The sequence below is a fragment of the Klebsiella sp. D-Nf1 genome (assembly GCF_002810515.1).
Taxonomy (GTDB): domain Bacteria; phylum Pseudomonadota; class Gammaproteobacteria; order Enterobacterales; family Enterobacteriaceae; genus Klebsiella; species Klebsiella variicola.
On sequence record NZ_PIOK01000014.1, the window covers coordinates 1 to 25,791 of the forward strand.

The 25,791-nt window shown below is 55.3% G+C and carries 24 protein-coding genes; 4 read left to right on the forward strand and 20 right to left on the reverse strand.

Annotation, left to right across the window (positions count from 1 at the left end; translation table 11 throughout):
* The 7 genes from CWM54_RS26940 to mdh form a co-directional block, all read right to left on the reverse strand.
* The coding region (locus CWM54_RS26940) for an OadG family transporter subunit (RefSeq protein ID WP_100698541.1) at positions 1-145 on the reverse strand (145 nt) is incomplete at its 3' end.
* 141 nt (positions 146-286) lie between these two features.
* On the reverse strand, positions 287-904 hold the full coding sequence (gene ttdB / locus CWM54_RS26945; RefSeq protein WP_061153172.1) for a L(+)-tartrate dehydratase subunit beta: 618 nt from the start codon (positions 902-904) through the stop codon (positions 287-289).
* Positions 904-1,803, reverse strand: a complete 900-nt coding sequence (gene ttdA, locus CWM54_RS26950; protein ID WP_100699134.1) for a L(+)-tartrate dehydratase subunit alpha — start codon at positions 1,801-1,803, stop codon at positions 904-906. The genes ttdB and ttdA overlap by 1 nt, the downstream gene beginning before the upstream one ends.
* Before the next feature lie 32 nt (positions 1,804-1,835).
* Complete coding sequence (locus CWM54_RS26955) at positions 1,836-3,104, reverse strand: SLC13 family permease (protein WP_012967161.1); 1,269 nt, start codon at positions 3,102-3,104, stop codon at positions 1,836-1,838.
* 211 nt (positions 3,105-3,315) lie between these two features.
* A complete protein-coding gene (locus CWM54_RS26960) occupies positions 3,316-3,981 on the reverse strand; it encodes a GntR family transcriptional regulator (RefSeq protein WP_061153169.1) in 666 nt (221 codons plus the stop codon).
* Positions 3,968-4,591, reverse strand: coding sequence for a GntR family transcriptional regulator (locus CWM54_RS26965; protein ID WP_100699136.1), 624 nt, complete (start codon positions 4,589-4,591; stop codon positions 3,968-3,970). The genes CWM54_RS26960 and CWM54_RS26965 overlap by 14 nt, the downstream gene beginning before the upstream one ends.
* Before the next feature lie 131 nt (positions 4,592-4,722).
* Positions 4,723-5,661: a malate dehydrogenase gene (gene mdh / locus CWM54_RS26970; RefSeq protein WP_100699138.1), complete on the reverse strand. Its 939-nt coding sequence runs from the start codon at positions 5,659-5,661 to the stop codon at positions 4,723-4,725.
* Between the two features lie 414 nt (positions 5,662-6,075).
* Here mdh and argR point away from each other — a divergent pair, with 414 nt between their 5' ends.
* The 3 genes from argR to yhcN-B all read left to right on the forward strand — a co-directional run bounded on the left by argR (position 6,076) and on the right by yhcN-B (position 7,551).
* The gene (gene argR, locus CWM54_RS26975; protein WP_002918625.1) at positions 6,076-6,546 is read left to right on the forward strand and encodes a transcriptional regulator ArgR; all 471 of its coding nucleotides are present in this window, start codon (positions 6,076-6,078) and stop codon (positions 6,544-6,546) included.
* 376 nt (positions 6,547-6,922) lie between these two features.
* Complete coding sequence (gene yhcN, locus CWM54_RS26980; protein ID WP_061153166.1) at positions 6,923-7,186, forward strand: peroxide/acid stress response protein YhcN; 264 nt, start codon at positions 6,923-6,925, stop codon at positions 7,184-7,186.
* 98 nt (positions 7,187-7,284) lie between these two features.
* Positions 7,285-7,551 (forward strand): DUF1471 family stress response protein YhcN-B, encoded by a 267-nt coding sequence (gene yhcN-B, locus CWM54_RS26985; RefSeq protein WP_061153165.1) that lies wholly within the window; start codon positions 7,285-7,287, stop codon positions 7,549-7,551.
* A 111-nt stretch (positions 7,552-7,662) separates the two neighbouring features.
* Here yhcN-B and CWM54_RS26990 read toward each other — a convergent pair whose 3' ends face one another.
* From CWM54_RS26990 to aaeX, 5 genes are all read right to left on the reverse strand, one after another.
* Positions 7,663-8,685, reverse strand: coding sequence for an alpha/beta hydrolase (locus tag CWM54_RS26990; protein ID WP_100682181.1), 1,023 nt, complete (start codon positions 8,683-8,685; stop codon positions 7,663-7,665).
* 254 nt (positions 8,686-8,939) lie between these two features.
* Positions 8,940-9,215, reverse strand: coding sequence for a barstar family protein (locus CWM54_RS26995; RefSeq protein ID WP_061153164.1), 276 nt, complete (start codon positions 9,213-9,215; stop codon positions 8,940-8,942).
* Positions 9,216-9,294: 79 nt separating this feature from the next.
* Positions 9,295-11,262, reverse strand: coding sequence for a p-hydroxybenzoic acid efflux pump subunit AaeB (gene aaeB, locus CWM54_RS27000; RefSeq protein ID WP_061153163.1), 1,968 nt, complete (start codon positions 11,260-11,262; stop codon positions 9,295-9,297).
* Positions 11,263-11,267: 5 nt separating this feature from the next.
* Positions 11,268-12,200: a p-hydroxybenzoic acid efflux pump subunit AaeA gene (gene aaeA, locus CWM54_RS27005; protein ID WP_100682180.1), complete on the reverse strand. Its 933-nt coding sequence runs from the start codon at positions 12,198-12,200 to the stop codon at positions 11,268-11,270.
* A gap of 7 nt (positions 12,201-12,207) precedes the next feature.
* Complete coding sequence (aaeX, locus tag CWM54_RS27010) at positions 12,208-12,411, reverse strand: p-hydroxybenzoic acid efflux pump operon protein AaeX (protein ID WP_002918640.1); 204 nt, start codon at positions 12,409-12,411, stop codon at positions 12,208-12,210.
* 131 nt (positions 12,412-12,542) lie between these two features.
* Between aaeX and aaeR the strand changes: the two genes are divergently transcribed.
* Positions 12,543-13,472: an HTH-type transcriptional activator AaeR gene (gene aaeR / locus CWM54_RS27015; RefSeq protein ID WP_061153161.1), complete on the forward strand. Its 930-nt coding sequence runs from the start codon at positions 12,543-12,545 to the stop codon at positions 13,470-13,472.
* Positions 13,473-13,507: 35 nt separating this feature from the next.
* Here the strand turns inward: aaeR and tldD are convergent, their stop codons facing one another.
* The 8 genes from tldD to csrD all read right to left on the reverse strand — a co-directional run bounded on the left by tldD (position 13,508) and on the right by csrD (position 25,778).
* The gene (tldD, locus tag CWM54_RS27020; RefSeq protein WP_100699140.1) at positions 13,508-14,953 is read right to left on the reverse strand and encodes a metalloprotease TldD; all 1,446 of its coding nucleotides are present in this window, start codon (positions 14,951-14,953) and stop codon (positions 13,508-13,510) included.
* A gap of 88 nt (positions 14,954-15,041) precedes the next feature.
* Positions 15,042-18,839 (reverse strand): AsmA2 domain-containing protein YhdP, encoded by a 3,798-nt coding sequence (yhdP, locus tag CWM54_RS27025; RefSeq protein WP_100699142.1) that lies wholly within the window; start codon positions 18,837-18,839, stop codon positions 15,042-15,044.
* Positions 18,840-18,876: 37 nt separating this feature from the next.
* On the reverse strand, positions 18,877-20,346 hold the full coding sequence (rng, locus tag CWM54_RS27030; RefSeq protein WP_008806687.1) for a ribonuclease G: 1,470 nt from the start codon (positions 20,344-20,346) through the stop codon (positions 18,877-18,879).
* Between the two features lie 2 nt (positions 20,347-20,348).
* Positions 20,349-20,930: a Maf family protein gene (locus CWM54_RS27035; protein WP_071839031.1), complete on the reverse strand. Its 582-nt coding sequence runs from the start codon at positions 20,928-20,930 to the stop codon at positions 20,349-20,351.
* Between the two features lie 7 nt (positions 20,931-20,937).
* Positions 20,938-21,426 carry a rod shape-determining protein MreD gene (gene mreD / locus CWM54_RS27040; RefSeq protein WP_008806689.1) on the reverse strand — a complete coding sequence of 163 codons (489 nt, stop codon included), beginning with the start codon at positions 21,424-21,426 and terminating at the stop codon, positions 20,938-20,940.
* Entirely contained in the window at positions 21,426-22,418 is a 993-nt protein-coding gene (gene mreC / locus CWM54_RS27045; RefSeq protein WP_008806690.1) for a rod shape-determining protein MreC, read from the reverse strand. Before mreC ends, mreD begins: the two co-directional genes overlap by 1 nt.
* Positions 22,419-22,488: 70 nt before the next feature.
* Positions 22,489-23,532 (reverse strand): rod shape-determining protein MreB, encoded by a 1,044-nt coding sequence (gene mreB, locus CWM54_RS27050; protein WP_002918653.1) that lies wholly within the window; start codon positions 23,530-23,532, stop codon positions 22,489-22,491.
* Between the two features lie 305 nt (positions 23,533-23,837).
* The gene (gene csrD, locus CWM54_RS27060) at positions 23,838-25,778 is read right to left on the reverse strand and encodes an RNase E specificity factor CsrD (RefSeq protein ID WP_061153158.1); all 1,941 of its coding nucleotides are present in this window, start codon (positions 25,776-25,778) and stop codon (positions 23,838-23,840) included.
* Positions 25,779-25,791 lie beyond the last annotated feature (13 nt).

Here is a 25,791-nt window from a genome sequence, read left to right on the forward strand (position 1 = left end):
CAGGCGGCTCAGGGAACAGACGGTTCACGGCGAGGGACATTCCCTGAATGGCAAAGATGAGCAGCAGCAGGAACACCAGCACAAAGCCCATGCCGAGAAACATCAGGGTGAAGCCTTCGCCTAACAGGACGGCATTGTCAGTCATAAAATAGCCTTTGGGAGGGGCGCAATAATGGCTAACGGCAGACCGTGTTAGCCGAGTGGATTTCCCCGGACCACCTGGTCAGAAGCCTCTGTTTAACGGTCAGCTACCGCTGCCATTACTGCGCTATATATTCAATCGGGGTTATTTAATGAAGCTCACATGTTTGCAGATTTCATCGGCGACAATGTCTTTGCGCTGATTAAAGATCACTTTATTCTGCTCAAACAGGTTATTGCCGTGGGTATCGATTGAGACAATTAACGGCCCGAACTCTTTCACCCGACAGACCCATAAAGTTTCCGGCATCCCTAAATCACGCCACTGCGCATCTTCGATTTCTTCGACGCAGACCGCGGCGACAACCGCGCAGCCGGCCGGAAACACGCAGTGCAAGGCTTTATGCTCGGCGCAGCCCTCTTCGGTCCCCTTACCCATACCGCCTTTGCCGACAATTAATTTCACCCCGGTTTTAGCAATAAACTCTTTTTCAAACTTCTCCATGCGCATACTGGTCGTCGGCCCAACGGAGACCATTTCGAATTTATCTTGCGAACCTTTAATTGGCCGAACGATCGGCCCGGCGTGTAATATCGCGCCGCCGGCAACGTTAACCGGTAATTCACGACCGCCCTCAATTAAACGGCGATGGGCAACATCGCGACAGGTCACAATATGGCCATTGAGATAAATAATATCGCCCGCTTTAATATCGGCTAAATCTTCATCTTTAATGGGCGTAGTGAGTATTTTTTTAGTCATCAGAAAGCCACTCCTGTGTGAGACGTAATGGTGTAGTTCAGGTCTTTATCGAAAACGATATGTCCTTTGCGGTGCGACCAGCAGCCGACGTTGACCGCCACGCCAATGGTGGAAGGATGGCGTGCGGTATTTTCGATATTGACGCCCATCACGGAGGTATTGCCGGACATCCCCTGCGGGCCAAGGCCGATTTTGTTGATGCCGTCTTCGAGCATTTTTTCCAGCGATGCCGCGCGTTCGTTATCATTGTGCGAGCCAATCGGGCGCATCAGCGCTTTCTTCGACAGCAGCGCCGCGGTTTCCACCGACGTTGCCACCCCAACGCCAACCAACAATGGCGGACAGGCGTTCAGGCCATAGCTGGTCATCACATCCAGCACAAAGCGGGTCACCCCTTCATAGCCAGCGCCAGGCATCAGCACCATCGCTTTGCCCGGCAGCGAGCAGCCGCCGCCCGCCATATAGGTGTAGATGCTGCACTGGTCGGAATCCGGGACGATCTCCCAAAAAACGGTGGGCGTCCCTTTGCCGACGTTTTTACCGGTGTTGTATTCATCAAAGGTCTCGACGCTGTTATGGCGCAGCGGGGAGTCGACGGTGGCTTTGATCACCGATTCGCGCAACAGCGCTTCCAGTTCACCGATCAGCGGAAAGTTGGCGCCGCACTCCACCAGAAACTGGATCACGCCGGTATCCTGGCAGGAGGGACGATCCAGCTCTTTCGCCAGACGCTGGTTTTCAATCATGGTGGTAAAGATGACGTCCGCCAGTTGGCTGGTCTCTTTCTTATGCAACTCTTTTAGTTTTGCTGTGACGTCATCAGGCAATACTTTGCCGGTATATCCCACAAATCTGGCCATGATGTCGGTCATGCGGAATATCTGTTCACTTTTGCTCATAAAGGCTCCTTAGTCAGAACAGCGTCCGTAAATTACGGATGAAAAGGGAAAAGTATTGGCAGCAGGATCAGGCTGACAATGGTGGAAACGATAATCAGAGGGATGCCGGATTTGGCGTAATCGACGAACTTATAGCCCCCGGCCGACAGCACCATCATATTGGCGGGCATACCGATCGGCGTCGCATAAGCACAGGAGCTGCCAATAACGGTCGCCATCAGCACCGCACGCGGATCGGCGCCCATACCGGCGGCAATCGACAGGCTCACCGGCACCAACAGCGCGACGGTGGCGGTATTGGACATAAAGTTGGTCATCACCACGGAGAGAGCAAAGACCACCACCAGCAGCATAAACGGTGAGGAGTTGTTGCCCAGCAGACCGATAACCTGGTCAGCCACCAGCTTGCCCGCCCCGGTCATTTCCAGCGCCTTTGCCAGCGCCAGGGTGCCGCCGAAGATAAAAATAGTCTGTGAATCAATGGCCTTGTAAGCTTGCTTTTCCGTCAGCACCCCGGTAACCACCAGCACCAGGGCACCGATACAGCCGGCCACCGCCAGGCTAATGCCGGTCTGTTTTTCGAAAATCATGCCGAGGATCGTGGCGATCAGCACCACCAGGGACAGGATCTGCTTCCAGCGTGGAACGTGGCTGTAATCCCGCTGTTCGCCGACGCTGCCCACTTCCCCGCTGTTTGGATTATTAGGCAAAAACTTATAGCCGATGGTCAGGAAATAGAGGATGCCGCAGACCAGCATCGGTAGACCCACTTTCGCATACTCAAAGAAACCGAAGCCGCTGCCGATGTTCTGCAAGGCCGATTGCGCGATCAGGTTGCCCGGGGCGCCAATCAGCGACAGGTTGCCGCCCAGCGCGGCAGCAAACACCAGCGGCATCAGCAGACGCGAGCGGGAAAATCCCGATTTCGCCGCGACACCGATAACGACCGGGATTAATACTGCTGCCGTACCGGTATTGGAGAGAAAACCTGACATCACGCCGACGACCACCATGATGGTGAAGATCAGCTGCTTCTCCGTTTTGGCGAAGTGGGTGATCACCCCACCGACTTTATTGGCCATCCCGGTTTCAAACAACGCCCCGCCAACGATAAACATGGCGACGAAAAGAATGACGTTGCTGTCGATAAAACCGGCAAAGGCCTGCTTCAGATCCAATACGCCAGTGACCACTAACGCCACGCAGACCACCATGGAAGTCACTGCCAGCGGCACCTTCTCCCACACGAACATGACGATAGCGAACACCAGCAAACATAGGGTGATGGTAATCGGTTCCATACTTATAATTTTTCCTATCAATGATATATGATATTGTATCCAATATTGACGAGGGAGAAATTATGCCCATGTAAAAAGTAAGTCAATGCGTTTTTGTGGAATGATCGCGCAATGAGATCTGCATCAAGATCCTGCGCAGATCGTCACGTGAAGGAATTAATAACGTTGATAAATATAACAAATGCCAGCCACTCGCTGGCAATCGATCCGGTCAGGGAGCAGGATCGGGCAGGTATCGGGTGAGCATATTCTCCATTGAGCGGATAATATGTTCATGCATTCGCTGGCGGGCCAGCGCTTCGTTATGCTGCTCAAGCGCTTGTAAGATCGCTTTATGTTCACGGATAGAAATGACGGCGTACTCTTCTTCAGTCACCTTGTGCCCCATCGACAGTCCGTTCCACATGTTGCAGAGCAGCATCTTCATTTTTTCATTTCCCGCCGCGTTCCAGATCTCCATGTGGAAGGCCTGATTCAGGTCGGAATATTCAGCAGAATTATTGTCTGCCAGCGCCTTCTCTGCGGCATAGTGAACCTGAGCGATGCGTGAAATATCGGTCCCTTGACGAGAAGCTTTCGCCACCGCTTCACTTTCCAGTACGGCGCGAATTTCGTAATGCTCACGGATAGTCTGCTCATTAATCCCCAGCACCACCGCACCTTTATTCGGCCGCACTTGAATCAGGCCATCGGCGGCTAAAATTTGAAACGCTTCACGTACCGGCATGCTGGAGACGCCAACCATTCTGGCAATCCCTTCAAGGGTAATTTCCTGCCCTTCCACTAAATCCCGCGAAAGGATCGCTTTACGCAAAACCGCCGCAACCTGCTCCTTCGCAGAAAGAAGCTTAATTTTCCCTAATTTAGGCTTCTGCACTTTCCCAATCCTTCATATGTTGACGCATTATCTCCGCAAGCATAAGGAAATAACGCTGTGTTGCCTGAGCAATTTTTTCGCCTTCACCACGGCCAATAGCGCTCGCCAGTTCGCTCAGGATCTGCGCCGACTCCTGGCCATCCTCTTTCAGGTACAGAATGACATAGGAAATATAACCATCCAAAAATTGCTGATACGCCTTTGCCAGATAGCGGTTATCAAGATAGGAAATCAGCAACTGATGAAACGCCAGTTCACCAGCGTTATCGCCAGCACGCGCCTGCGCGCGTGCGCGAAGTAATTCCCCCTGATTTGCCGGCACGAGGGCAAACAGTTCCGCAGCCATCACCGCGATGACGCGAAAAATATGGCTCACATCCTCGACGGCCAGCGTGGAGACCTGCATATGTCGGTTAGGCAAGCGCACCAGAAACCCTTCCTGTTCAAGGGACTGTAGCGCTTCCCTAACCGGCATACGTGAAAGTCCCAACTGTTCCGCGATGTTCTCCTGGGTCAGTTCCTCCCCAGGTTTCATAGCGCCGGAGAGGATCTGATAACGAATCATCTGCGCGATTTGGTCCCGGGTCTGTTTTCTTTCGATCTTTTTCACGCTGTCCTCATGGCTGGTGGCTTAAAACGCGGGGGATTTTAGCAGATTTGCCTGACCGCTGGCGCATTGGGGCGAAAAGTGAGGCAATAAAAAGCCGGAACAACGGTTCCGGCTTTTTTGATCATGCGAGGTTACTTGTTGACGAAGTCTTCGCCGAGCGCGATATCTTTTTTCAGGGTGTCCAGCATGCCTTCCAGCGCCTGCTGCTCAAAGGCGCTGAGTTTGCCGATAGACTGACGCTCTTCCACGCCGTTTTTCCCTAGCAGCAACGGCTGGGAGAAGAAACGCGCATAGTGGCCGTCGCCTTCCACGTAGGCGCACTCCACCACACCTTTTTCGCCCTGCATCGCGCGAACCAGAGAGAGACCAAAGCGCGCAGCCGCCTGACCCATCGACAATGTCGCCGACCCGCCGCCCGCTTTCGCTTCCACGACTTCGGTACCGGCGTTTTGAATGCGTTTAGTCAGATCAGCCACTTCCTGCTCGCTGAAGCTGACGCCCGGGATCTGCGACAATAATGGCAGTATGGTGACGCCGGAGTGACCACCAATGACCGGAACTTCCACCTCAGTTGCCAATTTACCTTTCAGCTCAGCGACAAAGGTATTGGAGCGGATAATGTCCAGCGTGGTGACGCCGAACAGCTTGTTTTTATCGTACACGCCGGCTTTTTTCAGCACTTCGGCGGCGATAGCCACGGTGGTGTTCACCGGGTTGGTGATAACACCGATGCAGGCCTGCGGGCAGGTTTTGGCAATCTGCTGCACCAGGTTCTTAACGATGCCTGCATTCACATTAAACAGGTCGGAACGATCCATGCCGGGCTTACGCGCTACGCCCGCGGAGATCAGCACCACATCAGCGCCTTCCAGCGCCGGGGTAGCATCTTCACCGGAAAATCCTTTAATTTTTACATCTGTGGGGATATGACTTAGATCTACCGCCACGCCCGGCGTAACCGGAGCGATGTCGTACAACGAGAGCTCTGAACCTGAAGGCAGTTGGGTCTTAAGTAGTAGGGCAAGCGCCTGGCCGATACCACCGGCGGCGCCAAGGACTGCAACTTTCATCCTAAACTCCTTATTATGGTTAATTTAGTCTTTCGTTATTCCGTCGCCTGGACCTTAATTCACAAGATGAACAATTACAATGATTATGGCTGAAGAATGCATTATTGTGCGTAGCAATAGAACAGCGGCGCACTTTATGCTTCCTGACTGACCATCCAGCAAAGCGAAGTACCGGATCGACTGTTGGTTACAATACACCCAGCCAGTTGCGCAAAACAACACCAACTCAATAACATTTCATTTACTTTTACATGGCTTTAAGCGTTGTGATGTGAACATGTTCCTTATATGGTTTTTTTGCTAAAATATGCCCCCTTCATAACATTATTGACCTATCCCGTTGCGGATTATTTGCATAAAAATTCACGATTATGCATAATGATGTTGTTTTTACCACCATAATCTGGGTGACTTATGCGAAGTTCGGCAAAACAAGAAGAACTGGTTAAAGCGTTTAAAGCGCTGCTTAAAGAAGAGAAATTCAGCTCGCAGGGAGAGATTGTCCAGGCGCTGCAGGAAGAAGGCTTCGAGAATATCAACCAATCGAAGGTTTCCCGCATGCTCACCAAATTTGGCGCGGTTCGTACCCGTAACGCCAAAATGGAAATGGTCTATTGCCTGCCTGCTGAGCTTGGCGTGCCGACCACCTCCAGCCCGCTGAAAAATCTGGTGTTGGATATCGACTATAACGATGCCGTCGTGGTGATTCACACCAGCCCCGGCGCGGCGCAGTTGATTGCCCGCCTTCTCGACTCGCTGGGCAAGGCGGAAGGTATTCTCGGCAGCATCGCCGGGGATGACACTATCTTTACCACCCCTGCGCGCGGCTTTACGGTGAAAGATCTGCACGACGCCATCCTGGTCCTGTTCGAACAGGAACTCTGAGTATTCCCCTCTGGCAATCGTCAGAGGGCGACTTCCCTTTCTTTCTCTCTCTCACGCCCCTTCAATCCAACAATTATTTAACATTTAGTGTGATTTAACGCGTCTATACGTTCTTTTACTTAAGGGAAACGCCTAAAACGCACGAAAGATCAAATTCGTATACCTTTATGATTTTATTAGAAATAAATCTTATCATTGCAGATAAGTTGTCATTTTTAATTCTTATCGGTTATAAAAAGCGCAATTCATTGTAACTATTAACTCGCAAAACAATTAGCATGGTATTAATATTTTTGGTGATTAGTGTATACTTGGTTTTGTGATGAGGGTCACGAAACAAAGACCCTCAACAAAAAGATTCGACGAGGTGAACATCATGAAAATCAAAACCACTGTAGCAGCACTCAGCATCCTGTCCTTCGTGTCGTTTGGCGCTTTTGCCGCTGACGTTATCAACAGCGAGCAAGCCCAGGGCCGCGAGGCCATCGGCACAGTTTCCGTCGGCGCGGTAGCCTCTTCCCCGATGGATATGCATGAACTGCTGAACAAGAAAGCGCAGGAAGAAGGGGCTTCTTCTTATCGCATTATCGAAGCCCGCACTGGCGACCACTGGCACGCCACCGCAGAGCTTTATAAATAAGTTTTAAATCGTCTACGACTAACCCGACACAGATTCTCTACCGCGGCCCGGGTGCATACATCCCCCGCCGCGGCAAAACAAAGACTGGAGTAAAGATTATGAAACGCGCAATGATCATCGCATCCCTTGGCCTGGCTTCCGTTCTCTCTTTCGGCGCAAGCGCGGCCGTTCAGCAAGTCAACGCTGAGCAAGCACAAAATTTGCAGTCCATGGGCACCATCTCAGTATCCCAGGTTGGCAGTGCGCCAATGGACATGCGTCATGAACTGGCCGCTAAAGCCGAGAAAGAAGGCGCCAGCAGCTACCGTATTATTGAAGCACGTACCGGCGATAGCTGGCACGCCACCGCTGAGCTGTACAAATAAACCCTCGTCGTCTTATTTCGACGACTTGCCCCCGCCTGCCGGGGGCTTTTTTTTGGTTCATCGCCGGGCCCGTCCGAACAATGCGTTCCGCTTCCACAGCGGAACAGCGATTTACAGATTGGCGTCCTTATCTTTCGTCCCGCTGGCAGTGTGAACCGGCGCGCCGAGCGTCGCTTTAAACCAGTTGACCACGCGATCGATAACCGGCTTCTGATACCAGCTATCGTCGCCATGTTCCGCGCCTTCGACCAGTACATAGTCTGCCTTATTACCTTCCGCTTTTAATGCCTTATATAACTGAGCGCTTTGAACAGGTGAAACCAGGGTGTCGGCACTGCCATGCATAATTAGCATTGGCGGTTCATTACGAGAGATATGCCCCATCGGGCTGGCATTGAGCGCTTTTTGCCGGTCACTGCCGATAGCAGCGCCAGGCCAGTCGCGAAAGGCGCTTCCATGGACCAGGAGCGCCTCCGTCACGGCCGGCGAGGCGTGCACGTGCTGAACCTCAGGTGGGAAGCCTTCACCAATATTCAATAGATTAGAGATGCCATACAACGTCACTGCGGCCTGGACATCGGAGGGCTGGTCGAGAAAATCACCCTGCTCCCAGACTTTCTCGCCGTGCGTCAGCGCCATCATCTGCGCCATATAGCCGCCGGCAGAATCGCCCAGCACGCCGATACGTTTAGGGTCAATGCCATATTCCGCCGCGTGGGCGCGCAAGTAGCGGATAGCCGCTTTACCATCGACAACCGGCGCCGGAAACGTGTCTGGCACCGTGCGATATTCCGCCGCGGCGACAACAAATCCGGCCTCCGCCAGCGCCATGCGCATTTCGATAAATTTATCCCATGCCGCGCTGGTAAAGCCGCCACCAGGGAAGTAGACAATGGCGGGCTTTAAATCGTGATTGCGCGGCACCAGCAAAGACATGTGCATCTGACGCACGGAGACTGCGTTTTTAACCTGGCTGTAAACCACGCCATTGAATGTGTCGATACGGCCACGAGTCTGGTCCACGTGAATAACCTGCGCACCATCTGCGTAACCTGGGAGTTCAGCAGAATAGGCTGTCACCGACATGGTGCCCAGCATCAGGCTGCTGGTGAATAACAAAGGAAGGGTTTTCATGGTATTCGGTCCTGGATAATACCTGCCAAAAGCAGGTCAAATACAAAATGCGATGGCGTTTCAGGCAGTGTATCCCCGAAAAATCACCATGAATAATGCGCTTTTTGTATTAAATTCATCTACTTTTTTGATGAAAACAGCCATTTATCGCTCAACACTGGTCACGAACGACAGCACAATGTTAGTGGCCGGCAAGATACCGATGACGTCATCCTGAAAATCAAAGCCGTGTTTCCCGGTTTAAAAGATGAACGTTAGCCATGCCGGGCGTTAAAGCGCAACTCCCCCTCCAGCTCTTCCTCTGCTTCATCAAATAATAAAATCAGTGCGCCGAAGCGCCGACGCTGCATGTCATTTAAATGAATAAACTCAATATCCAGCGGCAATGGCAGCAGCCCACCAGTCACCGCGTCCCACAGTGAATCCAGGTTGTTGACCTTATCCTGAGCCAGCTCAAAGGTTCGGGAAAACTCCCGGTAGAAATCCTGTTGTTCGGCGATTTCGTCAAAATCAAACGTATAGGTGGTCATGGCAGCCCCTCCCGCTTCTCTTCCTGTCGCCGTTAAGTATAGCGATAAAAAAACCGACGCCTGGGCGTCGGTTTACGGGTTAACTACTGGTCAAAACATGCTGGTACTTGTGCAACATCTCAACCAGCCGCCGCACGGGCTCGGTCACCTGCGGCGAAGCTTCCCAGACCCGCAACTTCTCCTGATAGACATCAAGCTCAGCCAGCAGCTGGGTAAAGTAGCGCCGACGCTTGTCATCACTCCCGGCGGAGATCACATGATCTGCGGTACGTCGCAGCTGTCGATGGAAGGCCGACAGATCGTCGTTCACCGGCACAGGCGCATCGCGCAGGCGCTGATGGGCAATAATCAACGTCAACGCCAGACGGAAGCGGGCGACATCGCCGGGGAACTTGTTGAGCAATAAAAACAACTGCTGATAGAGCGCGGGAAGATGATTCTCTTTGCGACGCGCCGAGTTCGTTGTCAGTGAGGAGACCGCCGCAGAGACAAACTGGTTCAACAGCACCCGACCGGTTCTGGCCCGTGAGTTATCTCTGACGAGCAGAATCACCATCAGGGCAAGGAAACAGCCGACGATCTGCCCCAGCGCACTGTCGAGGAACTGACTGAACTGAAACTGCATCGGGTTATCCAGCACCAGAATGTTGATGGTGCTCGCCAGCGCCCCCAGCGATCCGAGACGCCTTTTCTGCACTTCGATACCGATAAAGAACGCCATCGCCGCCAGGCTGATACAGAGCAGCAGCATACTCTGCTGCGTCGCCGGCATGATCACCAGGAAGTACAAGGTACCCAACGGTAACGCCGCCAGGGTGCCATAAAGGAAGTCCATCGCCACCATTCGGGGGTTAGGCAGGCGCATCGCCAGCGCGGTAACGACGGCAATCATCACCATCGCGCCGCTGCCAGAGGTCCAGCCCGTCCACAACCAGAACAACGTCCCGAGGATACAGGAGACAGAGGTGCGCCAAAAGTTCACCATCGCATGGTGACGCTCGGCAGACTCCACTTTGACCACCGCTTCGCCGCGCAGCACACCATCTTCAATGCGACTGATTTTGGTGTTGCCCACCACGCCGCGCTTGAGCAATAAGTAACGCGTGGCTGCGCCCACCCAGCTGTAGATGGTGACGGGCGTATTATGCTCGCCTTTCCAGGTCAGGAAACGGCGCATACGCTTCAGCTGCTGGTGGACATCCTGCACTGTCTCAACCGGCTCAGCAAACAGCTCACGGTAGTCATCCGTCACCATTTCCGGGCGCGAGTTTTGAATCAGGTAGGTTTCGCACGCCTGGGTGATAAGCGTTAACGAGAGGGTATTGATCGCCTTCAGACGCTGATTCGCCTTCGCCCAGCGAGAGGATTCCATGATCAGATTACTGCGCATACCTTCCAGCGCCGTGGTGCGACGCACCAGCGCGCCCCACGCCTGATCCACTTCCTCTTTTTCACCGTGGGCGACGCATAACTGCATCAGCTTATATTGCGCAATCAGCAGGTTATCCAGCTCAAGGTCGATCTCTTTTTTAATCGAACGTGGAGAGAACAACAGGTCGGCGACGATAGCGCTGACAATACCGATGACAATTTCGCTACAGCGTTCGACAGCAAACTGTGGCGCCAGCATCGGATTGGTATGGATGGTAATAATGATAATCAGCGCGGTGTACCCGGCCAGTCCCCAGGCATAAGAGTTTTCGACCTTAACCAGCGACGAAATCCAGGTACAAAATCCGGCCCACAGGCAGCAGACCAGCATCATCAGCAGAGGCGCGCGGATCATCAGGATGATGATAACCAGCGCCGCAATACAGCCAATAAAGGTCCCGGCAATGCGCAACATCCCGCGATAGCGGATCGCGCCAGAGTAAGGTTCGCCGCCTGCAGCAAAAGCCGGCCCGGCGGCGACGATCGCTGCCGTCAGTACCGCCCAGCGCGGCGTTTCGAGCTGAAAATGGAAACCGACAAACAGCGCCAGCACCACCGCGCATGCAAGCTTAATGGCAAAGCGGAGATGCCGGGGAGCAATGGTATATGTCCCCATAGCGATTAACCGAATTCGCGCAGGCGCATAGCCAGTTTCTGGAAGAAGTTGGCCCGGCTGGTATCGCGGTCTTCTTTACCGGTGATCACCACCGTCGCGGTCGTGCCCGATGGCCACAGATTCCCCTGCTGCTGGTCGAGGTGAATACGCACCGGCACACGCTGCGCCAGACGCACCCATTCAAGGTTGGAGTCGACCGAGGCCATCCCTTTCGCGTCGCTACTGCTGCTGGCGTTGGTCACCCCCGCTGCGATACTGTCCACCGTCCCTTTAATCGTTTTGCTGCTGCCGAGTGGAGTAATTTCCGCACGGTATCCAGGGCGGACGCCTTCCAGCTTGGTCTCTTCCAGATAGGCCATGACGTAAAACGTATTCTCTTTCACCAGCGCCACCGCCGTGGAGCCACGGGTAATAAATTCCCCGGTATAGACGTTAAGGTTGGTCACCCAGCCATCCGCGGGGGCGCGAATTTCTGTGCGCTCAAGGTCCAGCCTGGCCAGATCGCGGCTGGCTACCGCTTTCGCCAGCTGATGCTCAACGGTTTGCAGCACGTTGTTCGCCTGATCTATCTCTTCCCGCGACATCGCCTGTACGCCCAACTTATTACGCCGACCCGCTTCAACGCGCTTCTCCTGCGCTAAGGTCTGGTAGTAGGCAACATCGGCTTCCGCCTCCGCCAGCGCTTTTTGGTAACGAGGTTGGTCAATAACGAACAATACCTGGTCTTTCTTAACCAGTTGGTTATCCTTGACGTTGACCTGGGAAATCAGCCCGGAGACGTCAGGGGCAATCGCCACAATGTCAGCGCTAAAGCGCGCATCCCGCGTCCACGGCGAAGCGGTGTAATAGACCCAGGCGCGGAAAATCGCCACGAAGGCCAAAATGACCAGTATCACGGTAATAGCGGTACGGAGGATATTTCTTGTTAGTGTTTTCACATCAACCTCAAACGAACAAGCGCGATATCAAATAAAAAAGGCAGCAATATAGCGCCGTATTAAACAGTGCAGGGTGCCAGACAAAATCGTAAATGCCGGTCGGAACCAGCAGTCGATGCACCAGCCAGAAGATGGCCAGCGACAAAAGCAACTCGAAGAAGATCGGCGGAAACGATAAGCCGAAAATCACGATGACAGGAAACAGACTCATGATGACCTTGAATAAGAAGCGTACAGGTAGTGAGCAGATGCGTTTATTATGTAGCTAACAATATATTAACGTAACGATTGCCGCATTATCTACAATGTGTGATCTAAATCACTTTTAAGCCAGAGTGAATAATGGAACGATTAAAACGCATGTCCGTTTTCGCCAAAGTGGTCGAATTAGGTTCATTCACCGCGGCGGCCCGCCAGCTTCAGATGAGCGTTTCCTCGATCAGTCAGACCGTCGCCAAACTGGAAGACGAACTGCAGGTGAAGCTGCTTAACCGCAGCACCCGCAGCCTGGGCTTAACCGAAGCCGGGAAAATCTATTTTCAGGGCTGCCGTAGGATGCTATTTGAAGCGCAGGATGTCCATGAGCAATTATACGCATTTAATAACACCCCTATCGGGACGCTGCGCATCGGTTGCTCTTCAACTATGGCACAAAATGTTCTGGCGCGCATAACGGCGGAAATGCTGAAAGAATACCCCGGACTCTCCGTCAATCTGGTCACCGGCATACCAGCCCCTGACCTGATCGCCGACGGCCTTGACGTGGTGATCCGTGTGGGCGCCCTGCAGGATTCCAGCCTTTTTTCCCGCCGCCTGGGCTCAATGCCGATGGTATTATGCGCCGCCAAAAGCTATCTGGCACAGGCAGGCAATCCGGAGAAACCGGCCGACCTCGCCAGCCATTCATGGCTGGAATATAGCGTACGTCCGGATAACGAATTTGAAATTATCGCCCCGGAAGGGATCTCAACCCGCCTGATCCCGCAGGGTCGCTTTGTGACCAACGACCCCATGACGCTGGTGCGTTGGCTGACAGCCGGAGTGGGTATCGCTTATGTACCGTTGATGTGGGCGATCGAAGAGATCAACCGCGGCGAGCTTGAGATCCTGCTGCCCAGCTATCAATCCGATCCGCGGCCGGTCTACGCGCTGTATACGGAAAAGGATAAACTGCCGCTGAAAGTGCAGGTCTGTATCAACTATCTGACGGAGTATTTTGTCGACGTGGCGAAGATCTATCAGGGCATGCACGGGCGCGGGATCGCCCGGTGAAGCGGTTCCCGGCGGCGCCGGGAACCAGGTCAGGATCAGGCGGTACCGCCGACGGTAAGATTATCGACCTTCAGGGTCGGCTGGCCGACGCCCACCGGCACGCTCTGGCCTTCTTTGCCGCAAACGCCAACGCCGTTATCCAGCCGCAGGTCATTCCCTACCATCGAAATCTGCTGCATGGTTTCAATCCCGGAGCCGATCAGCGTGGCCCCTTTCACCGCCTTCGTGACCTTCCCTTTTTCGATCAGATAGGCCTCGGAGGTAGAGAAGACAAACTTACCGGAGGTGATATCCACCTGCCCGCCGCCAAAGTTAGGCGCGAAGATACCGTAGTCGACCGACTCGATAATCTCCTGCGGCGTCGACTGGCCCGCCAGCATATAGGTGTTGGTCATACGCGGCATCGGCAGATGGGCATACGACTCGCGACGGCCGTTACCGGTCGGCGCGACGCCCATCAGACGCGCATTGAGCTTATCCTGCATATAGCCTTTCAGGATGCCGTTTTCGATCAGCACGTTATATTGCCCCGGCGTGCCTTCGTCATCAATGGCGACCGACCCACGACGATCGACGATGGTGCCGTCATCCACCACGGTGCACAGCTCAGAGGCAACTAATTCCCCCATATGGCCGCTAAAGACCGAGGTGCCGCGACGGTTGAAATCACCTTCCAGCCCATGGCCGACCGCTTCGTGCAGCAGGACGCCAGGCCAGCCGGCGCCGAGCACCACCGGCAGCATCCCCGCCGGGGCGGCGACTGCCGAAAGGTTCACCAGCGCCATGCGCACCGCTTCTTTCGCCCAGGCATCAGCCCGCACGTCGCCCTCCTTGGAGGCGAGGAAATAGTCATAGCCAAAGCGTCCACCGCCGCCGCTGCTGCCGCGCTCACGCTTGCCGTCCTCTTCCACCAGCACGCTAACCGAAAGGCGCACCAGCGGGCGAACGTCCGCGGCGAGGGTGCCGTCGGTCGCTGCCACCAGAATCAGCTCATAAACGCCGCTCAGGCTGGCCGAAACTTCCTGCACGCGCTTGTCCGCCGCCCGGGCGACTTTGTCCACCCGGCGCAGAATATCCAGCTTCTCTTCCCGACTCATGCTCTGCAGCGGGTCGATGCTGGTGTACAAAGGGCTGTACTCAACGGCTCCCAGGGTCTGTACTTTGCCATTGCCGGTATCACGCACAATCGTCCGCGCTGCCTGAGCACTCTGCTCCAGCGCCAGCTTGCTAATCTGGTCCGCGTAGGCAAAGCCCGTTTTTTCGCCGCTGACGGCGCGCACGCCTACGCCCTGGTCAATGTTGTACGACCCATCTTTAATGATGCTGTCTTCCAGAACCCAGGATTCGTGATAGCTCGACTGAAAATAGAGATCGCCGTAATCGAGGCGGCGCTCGGTCAGTTGACCAAGAATGGCAAACAGATCCTGATGATTCAGGCCATTTGCCGACAGTAATTGTTCACTTACCAGGTTCAGACTCATCGTTATGCTACTCGTTTGTTGCCGCCTGACAGGCGGAAATACAGAAGGCGATCTATTGAGATTGCGGCAATTCCCGGCAATCGTCAAATCATTGCTTTTTGTTGCTACGCGCCTGGCGCAGCACTTCATTGATCTGCGGCTGGTCAATTGGGCCAGTAATGCGATAGCGCAGAATCGAGACTTTGTTCCACAGCGGGCCCAGCACCTTGCTGGCGGCAAATACCGCCGCGCCGACGATAGGGTTGACGGCAAAAGCCGCCGCCACGCCGACGGTCGCAGAGATCTCCGGCGCCACCACCGCCTGCAGATCCAGCCGGCGACGCACCAAATCGACCGAACCTTTCATGGCAATATCCGCTTCCAGACCATCCACCAGCGTATCGTCGGTATGCAGCACACCATCCTTGATCCACGCCGTACTGTTAATCGAGTCGAAGTAAAAGCCCTCGCTAAAGGTATCGCTAAAGTCGAAGCGCAGCTTACGCAGCAGGGCATCAACGCTCAGCAAACGCAGCAGCTGGCCAGCGTGTCCAGTACTCAGGTCGGTAAACTGTCCCTTGCCGAGGTGGCTTTTAATGATCCCATTGAGCGATGCGACATCGGGCGACCAGGGCGGCGCGCGCCAGTGCAGATCATAGTCGATGTCAAACGGCGAATCCTTCACCGGCGTGGAAACGCCGAAGAAACTGGCAAACTCATCCGTTTTATTGCCATGCAGTTTGCCTTTCAGCGACGTGCGTATACCGGTCGGCGCGCTGACCCAGACGCCATCGGTCGTCAGTCGGCCAAACCCGGTATCCACCAGGCCATTGGAGAGCGTTAAGGTATCGCCCTTAATCGCCACATCTCCGTCGATACGGCCATATTTTTGCCCCCACAGCCAGCATTCCGCACAGCGCAGCTGCAGATCGGGCCAGCCATGGAAATCCAGCCGCGTCTCTGCCTGCGGGGCAGCGTTCTCTGCACCGGTCTGACTGTTGGCGCTGGTCGGGTTGAAATAGAGATAACGTACATTCGCCAGCCAGGGCGCATTGTCGCGCATCGTCAGGGTGGCGTTGATTTCACGCCCCTGCGCCTCGACCTGCGAGCCGCCGGCGACCGGCTGCGACATCAGACTGACGTTGTTCCACTGTTGACCGGCAAGCGCCAGCGACGGCGTACGCAGCACAATGCGCTGGGGAAAGAGTATGGTGCTGCTGACTTCATTCGCCGCCCCGTTTTGAAAGAGCGCCAGCCATTGAGCGCCATCCATCGGTGGCAGATTGAGCTCGACGCCGGGCTGGTCAGGCAGCGGAGAGAGACCTTTGCTGTCCGAAGTAAGGATCGCCCGATCCAGCGTCAGCTTACGGTTCAGCAACCAGCGGCTGTTGATATGATTCTTCGCGCCGACGGAGCCGGTCAGGTCAAAGCTGCTCAAACCGCCCGCGACGTTAATTTTGACCGGCATCGGCTCACCAGCGGGCTTATTGACCGGCGAAGGTAAGTGACTGCTCACATTTTTCAGATCGCCGTTGATGTCAACCTTATAGTTCGCATTGCCATGGTACGGCAGTTCGATAGCGACCTTGCCCTCCCACGGTACGCTGCCGCTCAGCGCCTCGTTGACGGCTTTTGGCAGCAGCCCGGTATGCGATGGCTGCCAGTTGGCGTTCATCCCGACGTCCACCAGAAACGCTTTTTCGCCTTCCCGGGTGGAAAAATTGAGATTCAGCGGCTGATGAAACCAGGTCGCGCTTAACGTTTCGCTATTGAGATCGCCATTCACGAAGCTGAAATTCCCGCTCAGGTTTTGCAGAGTGGTGTCTAACGGCTTGATAAACAGATTGTTATTCTGCAGACGCACTTCGCCTTTCGCGGTGGTCATTTCGCCATCTAAAGGGATATTGAGATGTAAGCGAGCGCTCACATCCCCGTCCAGCTGCAGGGAATCCAGCGCCGCTCCCAGGGTCTCTTTCAGCGGCGTGGTGTTGAAATAAGGTCCCACTTCTTTGCCCGGACCTTTGATATCGGCATCAATCAGCAGCTTTTCAGCGGCATAGTCCGGGATCGCGGCATCGAGATTGCTGGCGGTGACATTGCCGAGCATCGCTTTATCCGCCCGCATCCACAGCCCGTTATTGATAAAGTTGAGATCGATGTTCAGCCCGGTCAGCGCCGGCCAGTCCGGCTGGAAAGCAAAAGTAGCATTCTTCAGCGGGACATAAACCTGGAACTGCCCTTCATTGTGCGGGTAAGGGAAAAGATGCGGATTGCCGCCATACACCAGCGTCGCATCGCGAGCCTGTCCGGCTTTAATCGCGCCGCTGAGATAGTCCACCAGCGCCTTGCCCATCAGGTTTTCCGGGAAGTAGCGCCATGCCTGGCCGCCGTCATTGGTGCTGATGCCCGCCAGAATGCCCAGCCAGGGATCATCTCCCTGCGGTTGCAGATAGCGGAAGCCGCCGCGGGCGCGGACACCCGTCGCCTGCACGTCAATATCGCGGCCATCAAGCATAAACCCTTTGTCGTTTTTCACCCAGCTGAGGGTGGCTTCGCCAGCGGCGATCTCCAGCGGGGCGCGGAAAACACCGGTATAAGGCATCAGCGCCTGCGTCATGCGGGCGCGCAGTTCCCCGTGCTCAACGCTGCCATTCAGACTGCCGGAAAAGTGTTCCGCTCCCGGCAGGAGTTTCCACTGCTTCCATGCCAGATCGCTCCACTGCGCCTGAAAGCGCGTTTTCTCCGTCGCCTGCAGGGGAATATCGAGCGCCAGCAGGTTGATTTTGCCGCTGGGCTGCGTGGTGCGCCAGAGCTCGCTCAGAGAAGGCGCCAGCTTATCGGCGAAGGGCTGTAATCCGCTGAGGCCGCTGAGGGTTAAGTTGCTGGCACGAATGCGTAATTCATCGCTACGCTGATGGTCGTCGCCACCGACGTCCTGCGCCGGGATCCAGGCCATCGCCAGCGCACCGCTTGGCCAGGGTTTATCGTCGATAGCGATCCGCGTATCGGGAATGTAGAAGCCCCAGCTCTGCTTGTCGTGGGAGAGATGCGCCGTCAGGTTATCCACTGACAGGTGATGAACCTCGTCATCCCCCTGCCAGCTGGCGCCCCCTTTTTTCAGCCATACGTCACCGCTGGCCACATCGCCTTTTTCAATGGTCATCCAGCCTTCAAGGCTGAAGCGGGCGCTCTTCAGGGCGATATTGTCCTGCATCCAGCGGCCGAGCCACGGTTTGACGTCAATATCATCCGCCTGCAGCCAGACCCGACCTTTATTCAGCAGGCCATCCTCATCGCGGAGATCCATCCGCACCTGCATCACGCCATGCTGGCCGGTGAGACTGGAGAGACTAAGCTGCCCCTCGGCGCGATGACGGTTCCTGCCGTTAAGCCAGGTCAGCTGCGGGACTGTCAGCTCTGCCCGCTGACCGGAAATGGTCAGGAAGCTCAGATGGCTGTCGCGCAGGGTAAAGTGGTCGAACTGACGTAAAAAGAGATCGCTGATGCGGTCGGTTTTCAGGCTTTCGCCGCCGTCATTGGTCTGAATAGGGGTGTTGGTATGAACCTGCAACTGCCAGAAGGTGAGATCGCGGAACTGCCAGCGCATATGCAGCAAACTCTGCCAGACGTCCAGCGCCAGGGTCACGCGCTTCACCGCCATTTTGCCGCCGTCTTTCAGCCCGACCTGAATATCACGAACATCTAACGTCGGACCAAAATTTTGCCAGCTGGCCGTGATCTGCGAGGCATCCACCGGCGTGCCGGTAAGTGTGGAAATCTTCTCCAGCAGCTGCGGACGCCAGGCGTCGAGCTGCGGCAACACGAGACGCAAGCCACTCACCAGCAGCGCGACGATAACAATCAATGTTGCCACGGTGAGCAATAAAATCCCGGGCAGTCGCCTCACGCCTCTCTCCTTGTCAGCCGCACAATGACGCGGTGTCTTACATCATAACCACATCGAACTGCTCTTGATTATAGAGCGGCTCAATTTGTACCTTGACCTGCTTGCCGACAAAGATTTCCACTTCCGCCAGCGCGTGCGACTCTTCCCCTTTCAGGGTTTCCGCCACCGCAGGGGAAGCATAGACCAGGAAGCGATCGGAATCATAAGCATGATGCACGCGGACGATCTCACGCATAATCTCATAGCATACCGTTTCAACCGACTTTACCGTTCCGCGTCCGTGGCAGGTCGGGCACTCGTTGCACAGCACATGCTCCACGCTTTCACGCGTCCGCTTGCGGGTCATCTCCACCAGCCCCAGCTGAGAGAAACCGTTGATGCTGGTTTTCACCCGATCTTTACTCAGCGCCTGCTCTAAGGAGTGCAGTACCCGTCGACGATGGTCTTCATTGTTCATGTCGATGAAATCAATGATGATAATGCCGCCAAGGTTACGCAAACGCAGCTGGCGGGCTATCGCCTGGGTGGCTTCGATATTGGTATTGAAGATAGTATCGTCAAGATTCCGGTGCCCGACAAACGCCCCGGTATTGATATCAATGGTGGTCATCGCCTCGGTCTGGTCGATGATCAGGTAGCCCCCGGACTTCAGCTCAACCTTACGCTCCAGCGCGCGCTGAATTTCGTTCTCCACATCAAAGAGATCGAAAATCGGCTGGCGGCCGCTGTAGTGTTCCAGCTTGCTGGTCATTTCCGGGATATATTCAGCGGTGAACTCAAGCAACGCCTCATAGGTCAGGCGAGAGTCGACGCGAATACGGTCGAGATGCGCATCGGCAAAATCACGCAGCACGCGCTGAGCCAGGGCCAGCTCACCGTACAGCTGATAACGGGTCTGGTTGCGCTTTTTGCGCTCCATTACCTTAGTCCATACGCGCTTCAGATAGGCGGCATCGGCGGCCATCTCCTGCTCGTGAACCCCTTCCGCAGCGGTGCGAATGATAAATCCGCCCTGTTCGTCGCAGTAATCTGCGACAACCTTTTTCAACCGCTCACGCTCGGCTTCGCTTTCAATCCGTTGGGATACTCCCACGTGGGAGGCGCCTGGCATAAACACCAGATAACGGGAAGGCAGGGTGATATCTGTGGTCAGACGCGCGCCTTTGGTGCCCAGCGGATCTTTGACCACCTGGACCATCAGGTCCTGGCCCTGGCGCACCAGCTCCGAAATATCGCGCACGGTAAACTGCTTTTGCTCCTCACCGGCGACACACTCGGTATGCGGCATGATATCGGAGGCGTGGAGGAACGCCGCCTTATCGAGACCAATATCTACAAAAGCCGCCTGCATTCCCGGCAGCACTCGGCTAACACGACCTTTGTAGATATTGCCTACTATTCCGCGTCGCGCTTCACGCTCAATATGGATTTCCTGCAGAATACCGCCATCGATATACGCGACGCGCGTTTCGGATGGCGTTACGTTAACTAATAATTCAGCCGTCATCTTTATCCCTTTTCTTTACGCAGTGAGTTAAAGTTACTGAGCAACTCATACGTTTCCACCAGCGGTAAGCCGACTACGGCGTGATAGCTGCCATTAATCTTCCTGACGAAGCAACCACCCAACCCTTGAATACCGTATGCACCTGCTTTATCTAAAGGCTCGCCGCTGGCCACATAATCGGCGATATCCTGCTCGCTGAGCAGCCGGAAAGTCACTTCCGTGACCACCAGGCAGTCCAGCGTCTGCTGCGTGTCTGCCAGCGCCACCGCCGTCATGACCTGATGCGTTTGGCCGGAAAGCAGACGCAGCATCGCGGCAGCGTGTTCAGCGTCGCGCGGTTTTTCCAGCACTTCGCCGTTAAGAATGACTATCGTATCCGCTCCCAGCACCGGTAAATCGCGCGATGCCATCGCCACTCCGGCCTGCGCTTTTTCGCGCGCCAGGCGGACAACATAATGCTCGGCGCTCTCCTGCGGCTGGCGCTGTTCCTCGATACCAGGAACCAGACGTTCGAAAGTGAGACCAAGCTGAGTCAGCAGTTCCTGCCGACGCGGGGAACCAGAAGCAAGATACAGAGTTGTCATATCAACCTTATTGCACTGCAAATTGCTGACGCACTTTGCGCATCAGCAGGAAGAGCCATGGCCAGAGGACACCATTTACTACACTACTCCAGAATACTTCCGGACGGAAAGAGACGTTGATCACTAAAAACTCTGCCCAGAAAACAATGATATCCACGGCCAGGGATAACAGCATCACCACCAGCGCCTGTTGCCACAGCGCCAGGTTACGGAACAGCTGATACTTCAGCGCGACCAGATAGGCGATGATGCTTAAGGACAGGGCGCGAACGCCCAGCGTCGAGCCGCTAATGAGATCAAGAATAGCCCCCATCACGAAGCCCGTCCCTACGTTCACCCGATGCGGCAGGGCGAGGATCCAGTACAGCAGGATCAATAATACCCAGTTGGGCCGGAAAACGCTGATGTCCGCCGGCCAGGGCATAATTTGCAGCAATAGCGCGATAAGAAACGAGAGCCAGATAACCCAGCGTCCCTGGCTACGGTAACTTGCCACTATTGCCCCCCTGCAGGCAGAGACGGCTGCGATGGCGTCAGCCCGGTGGCTGGCGCTGGCATCTGCGGCCCCATCGCATCCGGCGCAGGCAGTACCTGCGGCATCATCTGCATCAGGCGTTCGTTAGCCACACGATGGACCTCTTCCGGGGTCATCGGGTTGGCGCCATTGCGATCGGCGCCCCACAGCAACAGCAGATAACGCAAGCGTTGCAGACCGGCCGTCGGACGTGCCTGAATCACGGTGTAGGCACGCTGAGTGTCCAGCTTCACTGAGGAGACCACGCCAACCGGATACCCTTCCGGAAAGCGGCCGCCGAGACCAGAGGTCACCAGCACATCACCGACGCGAATATCGGTATTCGCCGGCAGATGTTCAAGCTGGAGATCGTCGGTACAGCCGTTACCGGCGGCAATCACGCGAATGTCGTTACGCAGGACCTGGATCGGCAGCGCATGGGTGGCATCACAGATCAGCAGCACCCGGCTGGTCATTTTCGCCACCGCTACCACCTGCCCCACCACGCCTTTATCGCTGATAACCGGCTGGCCTTCGTAAACGCCGTTAACGCTGCCCTTATCGATAACGACCTGATCGCTGTAGGGATCGTTAACCGTTGAGATGACCTGCGTCACCATTTTTTGTTCGTCCTGGCGCAGCGGCGAGCCAAGCAGTTCCCGCAGACGCGCGTTCTCCTGCTTGTACTGGCCCAGCATCAGCAGATCGCTGTTTTTCAGCAACAGCTCCTGACGCAGCGCGCGATTTTCCAGTTCGAGCTGATCGCGGGTCGCCAGCGTTTGCGATACGCTGTCGAGCAGTTCCCGGGGACCATTAGAGACAAAGTAGAAAGGGCTGACGGCTGTATCCATGTACGTTCTGATCTGACTGAACGTACCCAGGCGGCTGTCGGCGATAATTACGCCAAGCGCCACCAGCACCGCCAGAATAAGGCGAATCTGTAGCGAGGGGCCACGGCTAAAAATTGGCTTCATAGGCTATGCGTATTCTCGTGTCAGTAAAGACCAGGGGCAGCCGTTAAGCCACCCCAGACCTTCAGGCTGACTACTCTTCGCTAAACAGGTCGCCGCCGTGCATGTCGATCATTTCCAGCGCCTTGCCGCCGCCACGCGCTACGCAGGTCAGCGGATCTTCAGCAACCACGACTGGAATACCGGTTTCTTCCATTAACAGACGGTCCAGGTTACGCAGCAGCGCACCACCGCCGGTGAGAACCATCCCGCGTTCGGAGATATCAGAAGCCAGTTCCGGCGGGCACTGCTCAAGGGCAACCATAACCGCACTCACGATGCCGGTCAGTGGCTCCTGCAGCGCTTCAAGAATTTCGTTTGAGTTCAGGGTGAAGCCGCGTGGAACGCCTTCCGCCAGGTTACGGCCGCGAACTTCGATTTCACGCACTTCATCGCCCGGATAAGCCGAACCGATTTCGTGTTTGATACGCTCAGCGGTCGCTTCACCGATCAGGGAACCGTAGTTACGACGCACATAATTAATCACGGCTTCGTCGAAACGGTCACCGCCGATACGCACGGAAGAAGAGTAAACCACGCCGTTCAGGGAGATAACCGCGACTTCAGTAGTACCGCCGCCGATATCGACAACCATAGAACCGGTCGCTTCAGAAACCGGTAAGCCTGCGCCAATCGCTGCCGCCATCGGCTCTTCGATCAGGAAGACTTCACGAGCGCCAGCGCCCTGCGCGGATTCACGGATCGCACGACGCTCAACCTGGGTGGCGCCAACCGGTACGCACACCAGCACGCGCGGGCTCGGGCGCATAAAGCTGTTGCTGTGCACTTGTTTGATAAAGTGCTGCAGCATCTTTTCCGTCACGAAGAAGTCAGCGATGACGCCGTCCTTCATCGGGCGAATCGCCGCGATATTACCCGGGGTACGGCCGAGCATCTGCTTCGCTTCATGACCTACGGCGGCGACGCTTTTCGGCGATCCGGCACGATCCTGACGAATGGCCACCACGGAAGGCTCATTCAATACGATGCCTTGTCCTTTTACGTAAATAAGGGTATTCGCGGTACCCAGGTCAATGGACAGGTCATTGGAAAACATGCCACGAAATTTTTTTAACATACTAAGGGATAATCCTGAAAGCTGGGGCGGAAAACAAAATCCGCTTACTTTACCAACCACACGCAGCAGCGACAAGGCGCAAAAATCACCTGCTGCGGTGAAAATTAGTGCAGTTCATTTCCTTTGTTACAAATTTTTCCGACTCCGTTCATTGCTGAAATCTTCAGCAGCGCTCCACGCCTGAATTTGTAACCTGTCAAAGGAGGGTCACTGGCATTTACATTGCGATGATCCGGCGGGTAGACAAGCACACCCCCTTCACGATGGCGCGCATTATTCTACGTGAAATCACGCTAAACGGCAGATCAAACCGAGTATCTTTGCGAATATTTTTTCACATTTGTGTCAAGTAGCTGTGAGGCCGCAAAAAATTCCCCCTGACCGCCTGTGACACCGCATTGGGACAGCACCAACCACTCGCTGCGGCTACGTACGCCAGTCGCAAAAACTTGCATAGGCATGCCTTTGCAGGCTTCCACCAGACTTTGCACCAGTAGCTGGTTCTCGCTGCGCTTTTCAATGTTGCGCGCCAGCCCAGGATGCAGTTTGATCAACTCCGCATCCAACTGCTTGATCCAGCTGGTTCCCACCAGGGTTAACCCCGCCTGAACGACCGCCACCCGAACACCCAGAGCGTTAACTAATCGCATAACCGGCTGTAGACGGCCGATATATTGACAAACATCTGCCTCTGCAAGTTCAAAAATAATCCGCTGACGCTGCGATTTTTCACACTGCATCAGGGCATCGCGCAGCCAGCGCTGGAAACGAGGACGGATCAGCGACTCCACCGACAGTTGTAACGCCAGGTTTTCTTCAGGCCAGAAGCCTAAAAATGGCAGCAGGCGCGTTACCTGCAGGCGGTCATACTCCTCCGCCAGACCAAACTGCAGCACCATCGGCATGTACTCGGCCGCAATCACCTCTTCTTTACCGTCGTACATCCGGGACATCAGTTCTCGGTGATGCACCCGCCCATCTCGGGTAACGGCAGGTTTTTGGTACAGCCGCGGTCCCCCGCGGCTCAGCATCTGTTCGATCAGCGTCCGCCAGCGCACGTTGCCGCGGCCTTTCTCCGGAAGGGTGTCATCATAAACCGACCAACTGTTGCTGCCCTGCAGCACCGCGTTGCGCGTTGCCGCTTCCGCATGTTCCATCACCTGCGCTGTCGATTGCCCGCTGCGGAAAGCACAGATACCGATGTGCATCATATCGTCACGATCGAGAATGCGCGTTGGCGGCAGCGCGTCCATGGCTTTCAGCAACAGCCCGGCGATGCTATCCGCCTCTTTTAACGTGCGGTGCGGCAGCAGTACGGCGAAGTCACTACGGTGATAACGCGCCAGTAGCGCGCCGGGATAACGCATAATAAAGGTAGAGAGCAGGTTGATAAGCGTGAAGTAATGCTCTTCAGCCGCCGCTCGTCCCCAGTTGTCCCGCAGCAGATCGAACTCCGGCAGACGGATCATCATGACGATGCCGTAGGCGCCCACTTTCTCCTGGTCTTCCAGCAGCGTGGCCAGCTGATTATCAAAGAACAGGCGGTTATTCAGACCCGTTTTAGAATCCTGTGCCGCATAGGAGCGAATCAGCGTATCCATACGGCTGCGCTGATCGCTGGCAAACTGCAGCTCCGACAGCAGCATATCCAGCGCGCTGCTGGTGCTGGCCGGCCATTCATAGACCGATCCGCGCACCTGCGGCCCGCGCTCGCCGCTCAGGATGCGCGTGGAACGCAGCTCAAGCAGCTCCTGGCCAGCCAGCTGGCGGCGGATCCAGCGGACGGCGAAGAAAATAATCACCACCATGAAGCCGATGGAGATCGACAGCGGGGCCGTGATCGACAGCGAGCGGAAATAGTTCACCATCGGGTCGATGTAGACCAGATGCAGAGTGATACCAGGGTGTTTCAGTGACGGGACCGTGATCTCACGGAATTGCTCATGGCTGCCCAACGGGCGATAACTGTCGGTTCGGGAGTGGCTGTAGAGTGGTTTGCCGTTAAGCATGAAATCGATATGCACGATCTCGATCGGCGTCATCAGCTCATCCAGCTGTGGCTCAAGCTTATCAAAAGAGGTGGTGATGAGCCGGTTATCCAGCATGGTCGCCACCGCCTGAACCCGGTTTTCGACCTTGTTCTCAATGCCATTATAAAAACTCAGCGAAGCGCCAATCAGCGTGACAAAGATGGTCAGGCTAGTTAGCAGCGTGATAAAGGCTGAGAACTTCGTCGTTAATCGCATCCCTGTGTTAACT

Coding starts and splice junctions, on each gene's coding strand:
- CWM54_RS26995 (WP_061153164.1), bottom strand. CDS start 9,215: ATGACCACCTATACGTTTGATTTTGACGAAATCGCCGAACAACAGGAT.
- argR (WP_002918625.1), top strand. CDS start 6,076: ATGCGAAGTTCGGCAAAACAAGAAGAACTGGTTAAAGCGTTTAAAGCG.
- mreB (WP_002918653.1), bottom strand. CDS start 23,532: ATGTTAAAAAAATTTCGTGGCATGTTTTCCAATGACCTGTCCATTGAC.
- CWM54_RS27035 (WP_071839031.1), bottom strand. CDS start 20,930: ATGACAACTCTGTATCTTGCTTCTGGTTCCCCGCGTCGGCAGGAACTG.
- aaeX (WP_002918640.1), bottom strand. CDS start 12,411: ATGAGTCTGTTTCCTGTCATCGTGATTTTCGGCTTATCGTTTCCGCCG.
- tldD (WP_100699140.1), bottom strand. CDS start 14,953: ATGAGTCTGAACCTGGTAAGTGAACAATTACTGTCGGCAAATGGCCTG.
- rng (WP_008806687.1), bottom strand. CDS start 20,346: ATGACGGCTGAATTATTAGTTAACGTAACGCCATCCGAAACGCGCGTC.
- CWM54_RS26990 (WP_100682181.1), bottom strand. CDS start 8,685: ATGAAAACCCTTCCTTTGTTATTCACCAGCAGCCTGATGCTGGGCACC.
- CWM54_RS26955 (WP_012967161.1), bottom strand. CDS start 3,104: ATGGAACCGATTACCATCACCCTATGTTTGCTGGTGTTCGCTATCGTC.
- mdh (WP_100699138.1), bottom strand. CDS start 5,661: ATGAAAGTTGCAGTCCTTGGCGCCGCCGGTGGTATCGGCCAGGCGCTT.
- mreC (WP_008806690.1), bottom strand. CDS start 22,418: ATGAAGCCAATTTTTAGCCGTGGCCCCTCGCTACAGATTCGCCTTATT.
- yhcN-B (WP_061153165.1), top strand. CDS start 7,285: ATGAAACGCGCAATGATCATCGCATCCCTTGGCCTGGCTTCCGTTCTC.
- aaeB (WP_061153163.1), bottom strand. CDS start 11,262: ATGGGGACATATACCATTGCTCCCCGGCATCTCCGCTTTGCCATTAAG.
- aaeR (WP_061153161.1), top strand. CDS start 12,543: ATGGAACGATTAAAACGCATGTCCGTTTTCGCCAAAGTGGTCGAATTA.
- yhcN (WP_061153166.1), top strand. CDS start 6,923: ATGAAAATCAAAACCACTGTAGCAGCACTCAGCATCCTGTCCTTCGTG.
- ttdA (WP_100699134.1), bottom strand. CDS start 1,803: ATGAGCAAAAGTGAACAGATATTCCGCATGACCGACATCATGGCCAGA.
- ttdB (WP_061153172.1), bottom strand. CDS start 904: ATGACTAAAAAAATACTCACTACGCCCATTAAAGATGAAGATTTAGCC.
- csrD (WP_061153158.1), bottom strand. CDS start 25,778: ATGCGATTAACGACGAAGTTCTCAGCCTTTATCACGCTGCTAACTAGC.